This is a genomic window from Methanocaldococcus villosus KIN24-T80, assembly GCF_000371805.1.
Taxonomy (GTDB): Archaea; AGJL01; Methanococci; order Methanococcales; family Methanocaldococcaceae; genus Methanocaldococcus; species Methanocaldococcus villosus.
This window is the reverse complement of the sequence record NZ_AQUK01000001.1, coordinates 1,120,105-1,136,839: the sequence shown is the minus strand read 5'-3', so window position 1 is coordinate 1,136,839 and position 16,735 is coordinate 1,120,105. Positions and strand designations below refer to the sequence as shown.

Sequence of the window (16,735 nt, the reverse complement as noted above, 5' to 3'; positions counted from 1 at the left end):
CAGTGATAATTATGAGATTAGTAAAAGATGCATTATCAAGAAGTGATCCCAAAGTATTGAGAGATGATTTTGGAGAAGCTAGAATTATTGTTGTTGGATGTGGAGGAGCAGGAAATAACACAATAAATAGATTAATGGAAATAGGTATCCAAGGAGCTGAAACTATAGCTATAAATACAGATAAGCAGCATTTAGAAGTAATAAATGCTCATAAGAAGATATTGATTGGTTCTGCATTAACAAGAGGTTTAGGTGCTGGGGGTTATCCAGAAGTTGGAAGAAAAGCAGCTGAAATGGCAAAAAATCATATAGAGGAGCTTTTAAAAGGAGCAGATTTGGTTTTTGTAACAGCAGGGATGGGTGGAGGAACAGGGACTGGATCAGCTCCAGTTGTTGCAGAAATTGCTAAAGAGCAGGGGGCTATAGTTGTTGGGGTTGTAACATATCCATTTAGGATAGAGAGAGCTAGATTAAGAAAGGCTGATGAAGGTATAGAAAGGTTATCAGAAGTTTGTGACACAGTTATAATAATAGATAATAATAAACTTTTAGAGCTTGTCCCAAATCTACCAATAAATGATGCTTTTAAAGTTGCTGATGAAATAATAGCACAAGCTGTTAAAGGAATAACAGAAACTATTGCAGTTCCATCATTAATAAATATAGATTTTGCTGATGTAAAGGCTGTTATGTCTGGCGGAGGAGTAGCAATGATTGGTGTGGGAGAAGTGGATAATTCAGAGAGAGGAGATAGAGTACAAAATGTAGTTAGAGAGACATTAAGTTGTCCACTTTTAGATGTTGATTATAAAGGTGCTAAAGGAGCTTTAATTCATATAACAGGAGGGCCTGATCTAACTATTAAAGAAGCAAATGATATTGGAGAAGGTTTAACAAGAGAGTTAGACCCTGATGCAAATGTCATTTGGGGAGCAAGAATAGAGCCTGATATGGAGGGTTGTATAAGGGTTATGGCTATTATTACAGGTGTTAAATCTCCAAATATAAAAGGTAGTAGAGAAAAAAGTAAAAGAATAATTCCAAAAACTGTTAGTAGTAACAGCAATAAAGAAATTAGAAGATGCAATATTGATTTTATAGTTTAAATAAAATTTTAAAATTTTGAAATTTAACTTCTTTTTTGTGATGTTTATGAAAGCTTCTGAAAGATTATTATTAAAGATTGAAGATAGTGAAAAGTTTGTTAAAGAATTTAAAAGAATATTATTAGAATTAGGATTAACTCTAAAGGAATTTGCAGAAATCTCAGAAATTCCTTATAGTACTCTTTATAAAATTATTAAAGGGAAAGATTTCAGGGTTTCTACATTAGTTAAAATAATAAAAACAATAAGACAATTTGAAGATAAAGAAGATATTGATGTCATAGCTGTAGTAGCGGCAAGACCAGCATTAAATAAGATAACTACAAAAGAGATTGAACTTGATGGAAAGAAATATTTAATAAAGGAGTATCCTGCTAACTCATTAGAAGAGTGTATAATTTCTGCAATTAGAGCAGAAAAGGATGGAGTTAAAGGAATAATCTGTGCCCCAATTGTGAGTTCAACAATAGAAAAAGTTGTTGATATTCCTGTTGCTGTTGTTATTCCTGATAAAAATGCATTCATAGAGGCATTAAAAATAATTACTAAAAAAATTTAAAGTGATTCTATGATAATTAGAGGGATTAGGGGAGCTAAAATAAAAGAGGATATTTTTAATATAAAAGGGTTTCAAATATTAGATGCTGATAAAATAGCTACTAAAAAACATATTTTACATGCTATAAATCAAGCTAAAACAAAAAAAATGATAACAAAAGATTTTTGGATGGAAATTCTTGTTAGGGCTTCTGGGCAGAGACAAATAAGTGAAGCAATAAAAATCATGGGGGCTAAGGATGGAAATGTCTGTTTAGTTTGTGAAGATGAAGAAATATTTAATAAAATTTATAATATTATTGGTGGAGAAATTGATGATAGTGTCTTAGATTTGAATGAAAAGAAAGAAAAGATTATTAGAAATATTTTCAAAATTAGAGGGTTTGGAAATTTAGTTGAAAGAGTTTTGGAAAAAATAGCATTAATAGAATTGAAAGGATCTAAATAATTATCCACCTTATTTTTCTCTTTTTTAACTCTTTTTTAGCTTTATCTGTTAATTTAACATATCTACCTGTTATCAGTAATCCTTTTGCTTTTATTTTATTGGCTTTTTTATGAAGTTTTTCAATGTCAGATGATGTTAAAACCTGTTTTCCACTTTTAACCTCAACAGCATAACAATATCTACCCCTTTTTGCTATAATATCATATTCAGCTTTCTTATGCTGATTTAATCTTTTAATAACATTCCTACCTAATATCTCATACCCTTTATTTTTCAAATAATTTACTGCCATACCTTCTTTTTTCTTGCCTCTTCTCATATTATCCCAAAACGATTAAAGTTTTAATATAACAAATTTTATAATCTCTTTTATAAATACAGGATGTGATAAAATGGAAGTTATTAAAGAACTACCAAAAGGGTTTAAAGCTAATGGGTATAAAGATGGATATGGTTTCTCTATAATTATATCAGAGAAAAAAGCTATAGCTTCAGGAGTTTTTACAAGAAATAAAGTAAAAGCCTACCCAGTTATATATTCAAAAGATCTATTAGAAAAAAAGAAAGAATTTAAAGCTATAATAGCTAATAGTGGTAATGCAATATGTTTAATAAAAGATGGTTTTGAAACTGTCAATAGGATTATAGAAAAAGCTTCTGAACTATTTAATTTGAATAAAGAAGATATTTTAATAGCTTCAACAGGAGTTATTGGAAGAAAATTAGATTTTGGCATGTTAGAGGAGAGAATGATTAAAGTTAAAGAACTTTTAGAGAATGGAAATTCTATTGTAAATGCAGCTAAGGGTATAATGACTACTGATAAATTTCCCAAATATGTAGCTGTTAAGATTGGTGATGTTAGAGTATGTGGTATAGCTAAAGGGGCAGGAATGATTAATCCAAACATGGCTACTATGTTGTGCTTTATACTAACTGATATAAAAATTGATAAAGAAGATTTAGACAAATTATTGAAAGATATTGTAGATAAAACTTTTAACAACATTTCTGTGGATGGAGATACCTCAACAAATGATACTGTCTTTATTTTAGCTAATGGTGAAAGTGGAGTAGATTATAAAAATTGTAAAGAAGATTTTTATAAAGCTTTATTATTTGTTTGTAGGGAATTAGCTAAGATGATTGTAAAAGATGGTGAAGGAGCTACAAAGTTCTTAGAATTAACAATAAAAAATGCTAAAAGTAGAGAAGATGCAAAAAAAGCTGGAAAAGCAATAATAAATTCTTTATTGGTAAAAACTGCTCTTTTTGGAGGAGATCCAAACTGGGGTAGGATAATAGCAGCATTAGGTTATAGTGGAGCTGAATTTAAGGATGTTGATCTAATTTTAAGTAATGGTAATGAAGAGATATATTTAATGAGAAATGGGATTGGTGAAGATAGTGGAGATATATTAAAAAAAGCTGAAAATATAATGAAAGGGAAGGAAATAAAAATTATTGTAGATCTAAAGGTTGGAGATGTTGATGAAACATTTTATGGATGTGACTTAAGCTATGAGTATGTTAAGATAAATGCTGAATATACAACTTAAAATTTTAAATATAACCTAATTCTATAAATTATAAAACTCTTTTTCATGGGATAGTTATGTGTGGAATTATCGGTTTTATGAGTAGAAAAAAAAGAATGATTAATGGAGAAAAGATAGCATTAGCATTAAACAGTTTAAGAGAAAGAGGGAATGGTAGAGGTTCAGGATATGTTGGGTATGGTATTTACCCTAATAAGTATAAAGATTGCTATGCCTTACATGTATTAATTGACAACACTCCAAAATTTGAAAAAATAAAGATAGCTGTTGAAAATGTCTTAAATGAATGTGGTACAATTGTTAAAGATGAAGAAATCCCTACAGAAGATGGGGTTATAGAGAAAGTTCATATTCCTTGGAGATATTTCTATGAAGTAGATGAGAAATATCAACATATGGAAGAAGATATTATTGTAAATATAGTTATGGAGATAAATGATAAAATTGATGGAGCTTATGTTATTTCCAGTGGGAAAGATCTTGGAGTATTTAAAGCTGTAGGATGGCCAGATGAAGTAGCAGAGTTTTATAAAATTGATAAATATGATGGTTATCTATGGTTAGCCCATGCAAGATATCCAACAAACACAAAAGCATGGTGGGGAGGAGCTCATCCATTTAACCTATTAAATTGGAGTGTAGTTCATAATGGAGAGATAACTAGCTATGGAACAAATAGAAGATTTGTTGAAATGTATGGCTATAAATGTAGATTACTAACAGATACAGAAGTTGTTACATATATTCTGGATCTTTTATTAAGAAAACACAAAATTCCTGTAGAATATGGTTTGTTTGCATTAGCTCCAAAGTTTTGGAATGAAATTGATAAGCTTCCAGAAGAGGAAAGGGAGGTTTATAAAGCTATAAGAATGACATATGGTGGAGCATTGTTAAATGGGCCATTTGCAATAGCTGTTGGAACTCCTGAAGGTCTATTTTTTATGAATGGAGAGATAGAGAAAAGCACTACTATGATTGGTTTAACAGATAGAATTAAATTAAGACCTTTAGTAGCTGCTGAAAAGGATGACATTGTATTTGTTTCATCAGAAGAATCTGCTATTAGAAGAATTTGCCCAGATTTAGATAGAGTGTGGATGCCTGATGCAGGAGAGCCAATAATTGTAAGACCATATAAGTAGAGGGATAATTATGATTCCTTCATATGTACCACCTAGATATAAGGTAGAAGTTGATCATAATAGATGTATGTTGTGTGAGAGATGTACCATAGAATGCTCATGGGGAGTTTTTAGAAGGGAAGGAGATAGGATAATTACATATTCTAATAGATGTGGAGCTTGCCATAGATGCATTACTATGTGTCCAAGAGATGCAATTAGGATAACAAAAGCTACAGAGTGGAGAAATCATCCAGTTTGGGATATTGAGGCAAGGACTGATATTTATAATCAAGCTAAAACTGGATGTATATTACTCAGTGGGATGGGTAATGCATTAGAACATCCAAGATACTTTGATCATCTAGTTTTAGATGCCTGTCAAGTTACAAATCCTTCCATAGATCCTTTAAGAGAACCTATGGAATTAAGAACATATATTGGAAAAAAACCAAAACAGTTAGAGTTTGAATTTGATGAAAAGATAAAGAAAGTTAAATTAAAAACAAAAATTGCCCCTAATCTTAAATTAGATACTCCAATAATGATTGCTCACATGTCTTATGGAGCTTTATCTTTAAATGCCCATTTAGCCTTTGCTAAAGCTGTTAAAGAATGTGGAACATACATGGGTTCTGGAGAAGGAGGACTCCCAAAAGAACTTTACCCATATGCTGATCATGTTATTGTCCAAGTAGCTAGTGGAAGATTTGGAGTTAACCCAGATTATCTTGAAAGAGGAGCAGCTATAGAAATAAAAATTGGTCAAGGAGCTAAGCCTGGGATTGGTGGACATCTGCCAGGGGAAAAGGTTACAGAAAATATATCAAAAACAAGGATGATTCCTGAAGGAACTGATGCTATTTCTCCTGCACCACACCATGATATCTACTCCATAGAAGATTTAGCTCAACTAGTTAGATCACTAAAAGAGGCTACTGAATGGAAAAAACCTGTTTTTGTTAAAATAGCTGCTGTTCATAATGCCCCTGCCATAGCTGTTGGAATTGCTACAAGTGATGCGGATGCAGTTGTTATAGATGGCTATAGAGGAGGGACAGGAGCGGCTCCAAAAGTATTTAGAGATCATGTTGGAATTCCTCTGGAGATGGCAATTGCTAAGGTTGATGAAAGATTGAGAGAAGAGGGTTTAAGAAATGAGATAAGTATAATAGCTAGTGGAGGAATAAGAAACTCTGCAGATGTTTTTAAAGCTATAGCTTTGGGAGCAGATGCTGTCTATATAGGAACTGCTGCTATGGTTGCTCTTGGTTGTAGAGTTTGTGGAAGGTGTTACACAGGTCTTTGTGCATGGGGTATAGCTACACAAAGACCAGAGCTTGTTAAAAGACTAGATCCTGAGGTAGGGGCTAGGAGAGTAGCTAATTTAATAAAAGCATGGACACATGAATTAAAAGAGCTATTAGGGGCTAATGGAATTAATTCAATTGAAAGTTTAAGAGGAAATAGAGATAGATTGAGAGGAGTTGGATTAAATGAAGTGGAGCTTAGAGTACTAGGAGTAAAACCTGCTGGTGAATAAACATGGAGATTGAAATTGATGCTAAAGGAATGCATTATAGGGAGTTAAATGAAAAAATAAGAAAGATAATAAAAGAGAATCCCGATATTAAAAAGATCATTCTAAAAAATGTTTTAGGACAGAGATTTATAGGAAATTCTCTAAGAAAAAAAGATTTAACTATTGAAATATATGGAACTCCTGGTGGAGATTTAGGTATGTTTATGAGTGGGCCTACAATTATTGTTCATGGAAACTGTGAATTTGCTCCAGGAAATACTATGGATGATGGTTTAATAGTAATACATGGAGATAGTGGAGATGTTACTGCCCATTCAATGAGAGGAGGGAAAGTATTTGTTAAAGGAGATGTGGGATATAGAAGTGGAATACACATGAAGGCATATAAAGATAAAGTTCCCATTCTTGTTATTGGGGGTAGAGCTAAAGATTTTTTAGGAGAATATATGGCTGGAGGAAAGATTATAGTTTTGAATATTGATAAGGAAGGTAATGATTTAGGAAAGGTAAAGGGAAGGATGATAGGAACAGGAATTCATGGGGGAGCTATATATATAAGAGGAGATGTTGAAAAAGATCAGTTAGGTGTAGCAGCAGATATAAAAGAATTTACTGAAGAAGATCTAAAAGAAATAGAACCATACATAGAAGAATTTTGTAAACACTTCAATTTTTCTGAAGATGTGAAAGAGATGCTTATAAATTCAAAATGGACAAAAATTGCTCCAATATCAAAAAGACCTTTTGGAAAATTATACACTCCTGATTTAATGTAAAAAGAGGGAGAAAATGAAGAGTTATAAAGATTTAAAAGCTGAAGTTTGGGATAAAAATAGATGTTCTGGATGTGGTGCCTGTGTTGCAGTGTGTCCAGTAAATAATTTATATTTTAAAGAAGAAAGCCCTGTTAAATTTATTTGTGATGAATGTTCTTGTATGATAGTCCCTGCAAAAACAGAAGAACATCCTTTATCAGCAGAGTTTTGTAAAACTGTTAATTATGATGTGCCATGTGGTGCCTGTTATGACGCATGTCCAAGAATTAGAGAATTAGCCATAAATGATCCTTTAGGGAAATATCTAAAAATTCTAAAAGCTAAGGCATCAACAGAAATAAAATATGCTCAAAATGGGGGAGTAGTTACTGCTATTCTTGCTAATGCTTTTGAAGAAGAGTTGATAGATGGAGCTATAGTGATGAAAGAAGATAGATGGACTTTAGAACCACAATCTTTTTTAGCTATGAGTAAAGAAGATGTGTTAAAATCTGCAGGAAGTAAATATTTAAGAAAAGGAAATGTTTTACAAGCTTTTAAAAAAGCTGTTATGGAAGAGAAATTAAAAAAATTAGCTATAGTAGGAACACCATGTGTTATATCTGCAATATGTAATATATTATCTTCTGATAATGATTTATTAGGACCATTTAGAAGAGCTATAAGGCTTAAAATTTCATTATTCTGTTTTGAAATATTTGATTATAATAAAATGATAGATCTATTAGAAAAAGAAGGTATTAACCCATGGGACATTAAAAAAATGGATATTCTTACTGGAAAGTTAAGGATAACCTTTGTTAGTGGAGAATATAAAGATTATAATCTAAAAGAACTTGAGTTTGCAGTTAGAGAAGGATGTAAGTGTTGTGGAGATTTTACAGGAGTTTGTTCAGATATATCTGTAGGTAACATAGGTAGTGGAGAAGGTTATTCAACAGTTATAATTAGAAATAATTGGGGAGAAGGATTTTTTTTAAGAGCTGCTCATAATGGTTATTTAAGTTATGATGATAAAGTGAATGTTGAAGAGATAGTTAAATTAGCAAGATTAAAAATGAAGAGAATTAAAAAATAAAAAATATATATTTAAAATTAATATAATTTTATATAATTTATTATCATTGTTGTTACTGTGAGATTATGGAATTAACTGTTGTTCAAAAAGAGATATTGCAAGAATTAATAAATCTTTATAAAGAAAAAAATCGGCCTATAAAAGGAACAGAAATAGCCTTGAGGTTAAATAGAAATCCTGGAACTATAAGAAATCAAATGCAAGCCCTGAGAGCTTTAGATTTAGTTGATGGAGTACCTGGACCAAGAGGAGGGTATGTCCCTACAAGTAAAGCTTATAGAGTTTTAGGTGTAGAAGAGGAAGGAAAAATAATTGTTCCTATATATAAAAATGGAGAAAGAATTAAGAATGTTAAAGTTATCAAAATAGAGTTTGACACTGTTTCACATGAAAAGTGCTGTTCTTCAAAAATTTATATTGAAGGAGATACAAAATTATTTAATATTGGAGATTATATAAAAGTTGGCCCTACATATCATAATAAAATTATAATATATGGAAAAATTATTGGAAGAGATGATATACACAGAATTTTGTTAATAGATGTCATGAGAGTTTTAAGTATTCCAAAAATAAATGTAGGAGATATAGGAATAAAAGAAGTTTTTTGCTTATCTCCAAATCTCACTTTAAAAGAAGCTGCAAAATTTTTTATAGAAAAAAATATAAGTGGAGCTCCTGTTGTTGATAATGGGAAATTAGTAGGGATATTGAGTTTGTATGATATAGCAAAACATATTGATAATACAAATAAAAAAGTAGAGGAAGCTATGAGTAAGAGTGTTATAACAATAAGTAAGGATGAGCATATATATAAAGCTTTGGAGATTATGAATAAGAATAATATAGGAAGATTAATCATAACTGAGAATGATAAAATAATTGGAATAATAACTAGGACTGATATATTAAAAATAATTAGTGGGCAAATATGATACTTGAATTAGATGCTCCACAGTGGCATTTATCACTTCTACATGACTATGAGAGAATAGCTATTTATAAAAAAGCTATAGAGGAGAATGTAAAAGAAAGTGACATTGTTTTTGATTTGGGAACTGGAAGTGGAATACTAGCAATGATAGCAGCTTTAAAAGCTAAGAGGGTATATGCTATTGAGTTAGATTCATTCACATATGAGTATGCTAAAGAGAATATAAAAAGAAATGGATTTGATAATATTATTTTAATAGAAGGAGATGCTGAGTTATATAATTTTAAAGAAAATCCTGATGTGATAGTTGCTGAACTTTTAGATACTGCCTTAATAGCAGAATCTCATGTTAGAGTTATGAATGCAATGATAAAAAAAGGATATATAAATGATAACACCAAACTTATTCCAAAAGGTGTTATAAATACAGTTCAACTTGTTGAAGCTAAATTTAATCATATTTATTATGATGAAAAATCAGAAGCCAAGCCACTCTCAGAAGAGATGATTTATGAAGAAGTTTCATTCTATAAAATAAATCCATTGAAGATGAAGTATAAATTTAAATTTCACTTAGATGAGGATTATAATAATGTTGGATTAAGGCTGAAAACATATACTATATTAGATGATAAACACGTAGCAGGTCCCACACCTATGTTAAATCCTCCATTAGTTATTCCTGTTGGAAGAGCTAAGAGAGGTGATTTGTTAATAAAGCTATTCTATGAAAGAGGAGTTTTTGAAAGTATAAAAGTGAGGGCTTATGATTTATGAAGCTGTTGTATGTACAAAAAATAATAAAGCCCCAATTGGTGTTAGTTTTAAAGATAACTATGCTATTCTGAGACTATTTTATGGATCTCATACATACAATAATTTATTAAAAGAGAATTACTTTTCTGTTAATATAGTTGATCCTATAGAATTAGTTAAAGCTTTAATAACTGATGAGGATGATTATAAATATTATAAAGATATCCCATATATTGATAGGGCTTACCTCTCTATTTTTTATAAAGTTACTGAAAGAAAGTTTTTAGTAAAGAGAGATATTTATGGAGAGTCCAAATTAATGATTATAAAAGGAAAAGAAATTGGGAGAATTTGTTTAAATAAAAAAATAAAACCTTATTGTAGGGCTGATGGCCTTTTAGTAGAAATGGCTATAATATATTCAAGGCTAAATCATATTAAAGATGATAAAAAAGAAGAATTTAAAAAAGATATGGAAAAATATTATGGGGTAATAAAAAAAGTTGGTAGTGAAGAACATAAGAAATTAGCTAAGATTTTAATAGAAAACTTTAAACATTAAATACTAGCATTTATAAATTTTTAGTTTATGAAAGCTAGGAATAAGATAATAATTGTAGCTATTTTGTCAATGTTATTAATTTTAACCTATGCTTATTTAATAAGTGTAATTGAAAATGTAGATTATTTTACAGCCTTATATTTTAGTGTTATAACAATAACTACTACAGGTTATGGTGATTTTGTTCCTAAGACTACTTTAGGAAAAGCTATAACGGTTATATATCTCTGTTTGGGAGTAGGAATAGTAATGTATCTTTTTAGTTTAATAGCTGAATATATTGCTGAAGGAAAATTTGGAGAATATATGAGGATGAAAATAATGGAAAATAAAATAAAAAAGCTTAAGGATCATTATATTGTTTGTGGTTATGGAAGGTTGGGAAGAGTTGTGGGAAGTTACTTAATAAAAGAAAATATCCCATTTGTTGCTATAGATGTTAGGGAAGATGTGCTTAAAGAAGAGGCAGAGAAGTATGATAATTTTTTATATATTGTGGGGGATGCTAAAAAAAATGAAACTTTAAAAAAGGCAAATATTGAAAATGCTAAATGTTTAATAGCTTGCCTACCTACTGATGCTGATAATGTTTTTCTAACTTTAACAGCTAAAGAGCTGAAGAGTGATATATTAATCACAGCCAAGGCTAATGAGTTTGAAAGTATAAAGAAGCTAAAGATTGCTGGAGCAAATAAAGTAGTCTCTCCATATCTAATTGGTGGTTTAAGAATGGCTGTTTTATCCACTAAAAGGGGAGTTTTGGATTTCTTAGAAACCTTTATAGAAGTAGCTAAGGGAGAATATGGAGAAGATATAAATTTAAAAAAGTTTTTAATTAAGAAAGATAGTGAATTATCTTATAAAACATTAAGAGATGCTGATATAAGAAAAAAGACTGGAGCTACAATACTAGGAATAAAGAGAAAAGATCAATTTTTTATAAACCCATTTCCAGATTTTATTTTAAAACCTGGAGATGTTATATATGCTTTTGGAACTGAAGAGAGTATTAAGAATTTAGAAAGATTGTTAGAGGGAAAATATGATAGAAAAGATAACTAAATTTATAAGAGATGAAGTTGAGAAGGCTAAAGCTAATGGAGTGGTTATTGGTTTAAGTGGGGGAATTGACTCAACTGTAACTGCCTTTTTATGTGTTAAAGCATTAGGAAAGGATAAAGTTTTGGGACTAATAATGCCTGAAAAGATGAGTAAAATAGAAGATATTGAAGATGCAAAAATGGTTGCTGAATTGTTAGGAATTAAATATAAAATAATTGACATTACTGATATTTTAAAAGCTTTTGGTGTATATTCTCCAGTAAAAGAATTTGAATTTGCTGATGCTAATTTAAAACCTAGAGTAAGAATGTGTTTATTATACTACTATGCCAACAAATATAATCTGTTAGTTGTTGGAACAGGAAATAAGTCAGAGTGGTTAACAGGCTACTTTACAAAGTATGGAGATGGAGCTGCTGATATATATCCAATATTGGATTTATATAAAACAGATGTTAGAAATCTTGCTAAAGAACTTAAAGTTCCTGAAAAGATTATAATGAAAACTCCATCAGCAGGATTATGGGAAGGACAGACAGATGAAGAAGAATTGGGGATTAGTTATGATCTATTAGATAAAATATTAATACTATATGAAAAAGGAAAAAATGCTGAAGAAATATCAAGAGAGTTGAATATAGATATTAAAAAAGTGGAACATGTATTTAATTTAATTAAAAAAAGTGAGCATAAAAGAGCAGGAGTAAAATATCCAAAAGTGAGAGAATGATTGATGCTATAAAAAAGGTTGTAGAATTTAAAGATTTAAGTAAAGATGAAGCTAAGAAAGTTATGCAAGAAATAATGAGTGGTAAAGCTAAAGAGACACAAATTGCTGCTTTGCTGACAGCTCTAAGGATGAAAGGAGAAACAGTTGATGAAATTACTGCATTTGCAGAAGTTATGAGAGAATATGCTATAAAAATAAAACCTAATGTAGAAAAACTTATAGATGTCTGTGGTACTGGTGGAGATAATTTAAATACTTTTAATATAAGCACTACTGTTGCTTTTGTAGTTTCAGTGTATGTTCCTGTAGCCAAGCATGGAAATAGGGCAGTGTCTAGTAAGAGTGGATCAGCAGATGTTCTTGAAGCTTTAGGAATAAATTTAAATGTTCCAATAGAAAGAGTTAAAGAGAGTATAGAAAAAATAAACATAGGATTTTTGTTTGCTCCAAATTATCATCCAGCTATGAAGTATGCTCTCCCAGTTAGGAGAGATATCAAAATAAGAACTGTATTTAACATCCTAGGACCACTAACAAATCCTGCAAATGCTAATTATCAACTAATGGGAGTTTATGATGAAAAGTTAGTTGATAAGCTTATATATGTATTAAAGAATTTAAACCTTAAGGGGGCAATAGTAGCCCATGGTTCGGGAATGGATGAAATAACAACTGTAGGAAAAACAAAGATAGCTGAATTTAAAGATAATGAGATAAAGTTTTATGAAATTGAGCCAGAACAATTTGGGTTCAAAAAAGCAAAATTAGAAGATTTAATGGGAGGTTCTGCAGAGGAAAATGCTAAAATAATCAAAAATATATTAGAAGGTGAGGAAGGAGCTAAAAGAGATATTGTTGTATTAAATTCAGCATTTGCCCTTTACATCTGTGGAGAGGCTAAAAATGTTTTTGAGGGAATTGAAAAAGCTAATAAAGCTATAGACTCTGGTAAAGCTTTAAAACAGTTAGAAAAATTAATAGATTTTTATATGGGATGAAAAATGGAGAAGATAATAATAAAATCTATGAAAAAAGTCTTTAATGAAGAGTTAAAAAATTTAGAGGAGGAATTAAATAATATTTTAAAGAAATATGAGGTAAGAAGTGTTAGAGAATTAAAAGAAAAATTGGCTAATAGTAAAATAAAAGTTGAAGAGACTGACTTAAAGAGAGCTGAAGAGTTAGAAAAATATATAGAAAGAGTTATGAAGTGTTTAAGGGAAATTAATATAAAAGCTATTAAGTGAAATTATGTTATTAATAGTTGGAGGTTTTGATCCAATTTCTGGAGCAGGAATTAGTGTTGATATAAAAACAGCTAACACCTTAAATATCTACACTCCTTCTATTATAACTTGCACAGTACCTCAAACTAATAAAGAAGTTTATGAAAAATTTGAAATTCCAGAAGATAATATAAAAAAACAGTTTAAAGCTGTTTTTGAAGAGTTTGATATAAAAATTGTAAAAACAGGAGTTTTAAGTAAGGATGCAATTGATATTTTAGTGAAATATATTAAAAAATATAATTTAAAAGTTATCTGTGATCCTGTGTTATCTTCAACAACAGGTTACAATTTTATTGATGTTAAAGACTACAAAAAACTTTTTGAACTCTCTTACTTAATAACACCTAATAAAGAAGAGTATGAGAAAATAAAAGATTTTAATCTTGAAAATTACATTTTAATTACTGGGATAGATGATACTTTAATAAAAGGTAATAAAAAAATATATGAATTTAAGGGTTATAAAATAGATAAAGAAGTTCATGGAACAGGTTGTTGTTATGCAACAGCTATAGCCTGTTTTTTATATAAAGGATATGATTTAATAGAAGCCATAAAAGAAGCAAAAAAATTAGTTTTAGCTTCAGTAATTTATGCTAATAAATCAAGATATGGTTATAATGTTAATCCAACTTATATAAATAAAGAGAAAGTATTAAAAAATCTTTATTATGCCTTAAAATTACTAAAAAAATTTAATTTTTCATTAATTCCTGAAGTTGGTTCAAATATTGCTGAATCTCTTATTTTACCTAAGGATATAAATGATATAGCCTCACTAACCGGAAGAATAGTTAAAAATAAGGAGAATAGTTTTTATATTGCTGGAGATTTTAAATTTGGAGTAAATGGACATATAGCTAGAGTTGTTCTTTCTGCATCAAAAATTAATCCTAAAGTTAGAGCTTGTATGAATATAAGATATGATGAAGATCTAATTGATAGACTAAAAGATAATTTTAAAATAACTTCTTTTAATAGAAAAGATGAGCCAAAAAATGTATCCACTATGGAATGGGGGGTTAGTGTGGCTTTAAAAAAAGATAAAGAAGCAGATATTATTTATGACACTGGAGATGTTGGAAAAGAGCCTATGATTAGAGTTTTAGGAAAAGATGCTATAGATGTTGTAAATAAGGTTAAAGAAATAGAGAAGATTTATAAAAAATGCTAATCAATTATTTCTATAGCTTTAAATGGACATGCTTTTAAACAGTTTTTGCATCCCACACACTCTTCTTCTTTAAAAACTACATTATACTCATCATCCATATAAATAATGTTTAATGGACACTGAGTAATGCAGCAGCCACAATGGACACATTTTTCATAATCCCTCTTAATAACTTTTTTAATTTCTTCAACATCTCCAAATTTGGATAAATAAGATAGAGCTTTTTTTATTTTTTCCTCATCTCCAATAAGCTCTAATATCAAAAAAGCCTCTTGAGGCTCAACTTTAGCTTTTAATATATTAATATTAACCCCTGTTTTCAATATTGTTTCTGATATTACAGGCTTATTTATATGTTCTGAGTGTGTCCAATAATAAACTCTCTTTCTCATTTTTTTTCACCTAATAGTCCAGATATGTCTTCTGAAGTTATTACCCCAATTACTCTTTTATTCTCATCAATAACTGGCATTCCTGAAATTTTATTTAAACTCATTCTCCTAGCAACAACATCTATAGGTTCATCTTTATATGCTACAACAACATTCTTTGTCATTATTTCATCTATCTTTTTCTTATTTAGAGCTAAGGCTTTTGCTATATCCCATGAAGTGACAATTCCTATTAATCTTCCTTCACTATCAACTATAGGAAGGTGATTGATATCATATTTTATTAATACATTGGCTGCCTCATTTATTGTTATATTTGGATTAGCCACTATTGGAGGAGAGCTCATAATATCTTTAACCAATGTTATTGGGGATTTCATTGGTTTAAATTCAGGTTTTCCTAGTGGGGCTACCCTTTCAGTTAATAAAAATTCTCCATTTAATATCCAATTTTTTAATTCTTTAGCAACTTCTCTAGCCATCTTATAACTTGAAACAGGTCCAGTTTTAACAGCTTTTTCTACTCTCTTATTATCAATTTCCACTTCTAAAACAATCTTTCCAGATCTTAATTCTTTATAATTAGTTTTACCAACTAATGGCCTATCTCTCCTTGGAACCCCATAATCATAGATTGGCACTTCTATATCTTCATCCCTTATAGCACATCTTTTAGCTATCTTCTCATTTAAAACAGGAATAGGAATACCTATCCCAATATAAAGTGTTGAACCATATCTTGGCATAGTTGCAGCTCTAACATATTTAGCATTCATCTGTTTTAAATCCCCTTTTACCATTAAAGTACCAAATGGTGGATTGTGTTGTGTACCCTCTCCAATAACATATCCCACTCCTCCACCTAAAAATATCTTAGTTCCTATTCCTATTGTATTAAACTCACCAGTTTTTGGATCATAATCATTTTGTAATGGATTTAACTGTCCTGCCCCAGAATAATGAACATTATTATACTCTGGTAATAAGATACCCATGTATGTATATATTTTCTCCTCTCTACTGTTTGTTGCTGCTGTATAAGTTTGATAACAGTTTCTTGGATTAACCATAATAGCTTGATTGACATCATCTAATGTTATTTTAACATTAATCTCTTTTCTTGGATAACAGTCAGTTGTATAACCTTCAGCATACAATTCAACCTCTTTTCCTCTAATTAAATCTTCAATAACATGAGCTCCACCATACTCTATATCAATATCAGGATCTTCATTAGGCTGAGCTGCTCCAAGATAAGTATCAACAGCTGCTAAACCTCCATAACATTCAACATTATTTAAATAAATTTTTAGCATTTTTATTGGAGGGTCTGAATGACCAAAATTAATAAAAACTCCTGAAGAGCACATAGCCCCAAATGTTCCTGTTGTAACCACATCAACATATTCAGCAGCTTTTTTAGCCCCTTCTTCTTCTACAATCTTTATCATCTCTTCTGCAGTAACTACAACAGCTTCTCCCTTTTTTATTTTTTCATTAATTTCAGCTATGCTTTTCATGTTATCACATTAATTTTTAAAATTTTAAATTTATATTTTAAATTTTATATCCATAAAATTATATATTCAAATTAAATATATAATATGGTAAAATATATATATGACAAATATCTACTTATATATA

General features: G+C 29.9%; 19 protein-coding genes. 16 read left to right on the top strand and 3 right to left on the bottom strand.

Annotation, left to right across the window (positions count from 1 at the left end; all coding sequences use genetic code 11):
• Positions 1–11: 11 nt before the first annotated feature.
• Genes ftsZ through cgi121 form a run of 3 tightly spaced genes read left to right on the top strand, consistent with a single transcriptional unit; the run spans position 12 to position 2,112 of the window.
• Positions 12–1,106 (top strand): cell division protein FtsZ, encoded by a 1,095-nt coding sequence (ftsZ, locus tag METVI_RS0106510; protein WP_017981139.1) that lies wholly within the window; start codon positions 12–14, stop codon positions 1,104–1,106.
• Between the two features lie 46 nt (positions 1,107–1,152).
• Entirely contained in the window at positions 1,153–1,665 is a 513-nt protein-coding gene (locus tag METVI_RS0106505) for a helix-turn-helix domain-containing protein (RefSeq protein WP_004593522.1), read from the top strand.
• 9 nt (positions 1,666–1,674) lie between these two features.
• Positions 1,675–2,112, top strand: coding sequence for a KEOPS complex subunit Cgi121 (gene cgi121 / locus METVI_RS0106500; RefSeq protein WP_004593524.1), 438 nt, complete (start codon positions 1,675–1,677; stop codon positions 2,110–2,112).
• Here the strand turns inward: cgi121 and METVI_RS0106495 are convergent.
• The gene (locus tag METVI_RS0106495) at positions 2,105–2,431 is read right to left on the bottom strand and encodes a YraN family protein (protein WP_004593525.1); all 327 of its coding nucleotides are present in this window, start codon (positions 2,429–2,431) and stop codon (positions 2,105–2,107) included. The genes cgi121 and METVI_RS0106495 overlap by 8 nt on opposite strands.
• A 73-nt stretch (positions 2,432–2,504) precedes the next feature.
• On the opposite strand from METVI_RS0106495, the gene argJ reads away from it, so the two are divergent.
• The 13 genes from argJ to METVI_RS0106430 all read left to right on the top strand — a co-directional run bounded on the left by argJ (position 2,505) and on the right by METVI_RS0106430 (position 14,699).
• Positions 2,505–3,671 carry a bifunctional ornithine acetyltransferase/N-acetylglutamate synthase gene (argJ, locus tag METVI_RS0106490; RefSeq protein ID WP_004593527.1) on the top strand — a complete coding sequence of 389 codons (1,167 nt, stop codon included), beginning with the start codon at positions 2,505–2,507 and terminating at the stop codon, positions 3,669–3,671.
• Between the two features lie 56 nt (positions 3,672–3,727).
• Entirely contained in the window at positions 3,728–4,816 is a 1,089-nt protein-coding gene (locus tag METVI_RS0106485) for a class II glutamine amidotransferase (protein ID WP_004593529.1), read from the top strand.
• Positions 4,817–4,826: 10 nt separating this feature from the next.
• On the top strand, positions 4,827–6,338 hold the full coding sequence (locus METVI_RS0106480; RefSeq protein WP_004593531.1) for a glutamate synthase-related protein: 1,512 nt from the start codon (positions 4,827–4,829) through the stop codon (positions 6,336–6,338).
• 2 nt (positions 6,339–6,340) lie between these two features.
• Positions 6,341–7,114, top strand: a complete 774-nt coding sequence (locus METVI_RS0106475) for a GltB/FmdC/FwdC-like GXGXG domain-containing protein (protein WP_004593533.1) — start codon at positions 6,341–6,343, stop codon at positions 7,112–7,114.
• A gap of 13 nt (positions 7,115–7,127) precedes the next feature.
• Positions 7,128–8,192 carry a Coenzyme F420 hydrogenase/dehydrogenase, beta subunit C-terminal domain gene (locus METVI_RS0106470; protein ID WP_004593535.1) on the top strand — a complete coding sequence of 355 codons (1,065 nt, stop codon included), beginning with the start codon at positions 7,128–7,130 and terminating at the stop codon, positions 8,190–8,192.
• A 65-nt stretch (positions 8,193–8,257) separates the two neighbouring features.
• Positions 8,258–9,127, top strand: a complete 870-nt coding sequence (locus METVI_RS0106465) for a CBS domain-containing protein (RefSeq protein ID WP_017981138.1) — start codon at positions 8,258–8,260, stop codon at positions 9,125–9,127.
• Entirely contained in the window at positions 9,124–9,903 is a 780-nt protein-coding gene (locus METVI_RS0106460; RefSeq protein WP_004593537.1) for a 50S ribosomal protein L11 methyltransferase, read from the top strand. The genes METVI_RS0106465 and METVI_RS0106460 overlap by 4 nt, the downstream gene beginning before the upstream one ends.
• Positions 9,893–10,444 (top strand): DUF447 domain-containing protein, encoded by a 552-nt coding sequence (locus tag METVI_RS0106455; RefSeq protein ID WP_004593539.1) that lies wholly within the window; start codon positions 9,893–9,895, stop codon positions 10,442–10,444. Before METVI_RS0106460 ends, METVI_RS0106455 begins: the two co-directional genes overlap by 11 nt.
• Positions 10,445–10,471: 27 nt before the next feature.
• Complete coding sequence (locus tag METVI_RS0106450; protein ID WP_004593541.1) at positions 10,472–11,506, top strand: potassium channel family protein; 1,035 nt, start codon at positions 10,472–10,474, stop codon at positions 11,504–11,506.
• A complete protein-coding gene (locus METVI_RS0106445) occupies positions 11,487–12,236 on the top strand; it encodes an NAD+ synthase (RefSeq protein WP_004593544.1) in 750 nt (249 codons plus the stop codon). Before METVI_RS0106450 ends, METVI_RS0106445 begins: the two co-directional genes overlap by 20 nt.
• Entirely contained in the window at positions 12,233–13,234 is a 1,002-nt protein-coding gene (trpD, locus tag METVI_RS0106440; protein WP_004593546.1) for an anthranilate phosphoribosyltransferase, read from the top strand. Before METVI_RS0106445 ends, trpD begins: the two co-directional genes overlap by 4 nt.
• A 3-nt stretch (positions 13,235–13,237) precedes the next feature.
• Entirely contained in the window at positions 13,238–13,483 is a 246-nt protein-coding gene (locus tag METVI_RS0106435; RefSeq protein ID WP_004593548.1) for a hypothetical protein, read from the top strand.
• Positions 13,484–13,487: 4 nt separating this feature from the next.
• Positions 13,488–14,699 (top strand): thiamine-phosphate synthase family protein, encoded by a 1,212-nt coding sequence (locus METVI_RS0106430; protein WP_004593550.1) that lies wholly within the window; start codon positions 13,488–13,490, stop codon positions 14,697–14,699.
• On the opposite strand, the gene METVI_RS0106425 is transcribed toward METVI_RS0106430, so the two are convergent.
• Both METVI_RS0106425 and METVI_RS0106420 read right to left on the bottom strand, forming a co-directional pair.
• Positions 14,696–15,091 (bottom strand): 4Fe-4S binding protein, encoded by a 396-nt coding sequence (locus METVI_RS0106425; protein ID WP_004593552.1) that lies wholly within the window; start codon positions 15,089–15,091, stop codon positions 14,696–14,698. The genes METVI_RS0106430 and METVI_RS0106425 overlap by 4 nt on opposite strands.
• Positions 15,088–16,611 (bottom strand): homocysteine biosynthesis protein, encoded by a 1,524-nt coding sequence (locus tag METVI_RS0106420; protein WP_004593554.1) that lies wholly within the window; start codon positions 16,609–16,611, stop codon positions 15,088–15,090. Before METVI_RS0106420 ends, METVI_RS0106425 begins: the two co-directional genes overlap by 4 nt.
• Positions 16,612–16,735 lie beyond the last annotated feature (124 nt).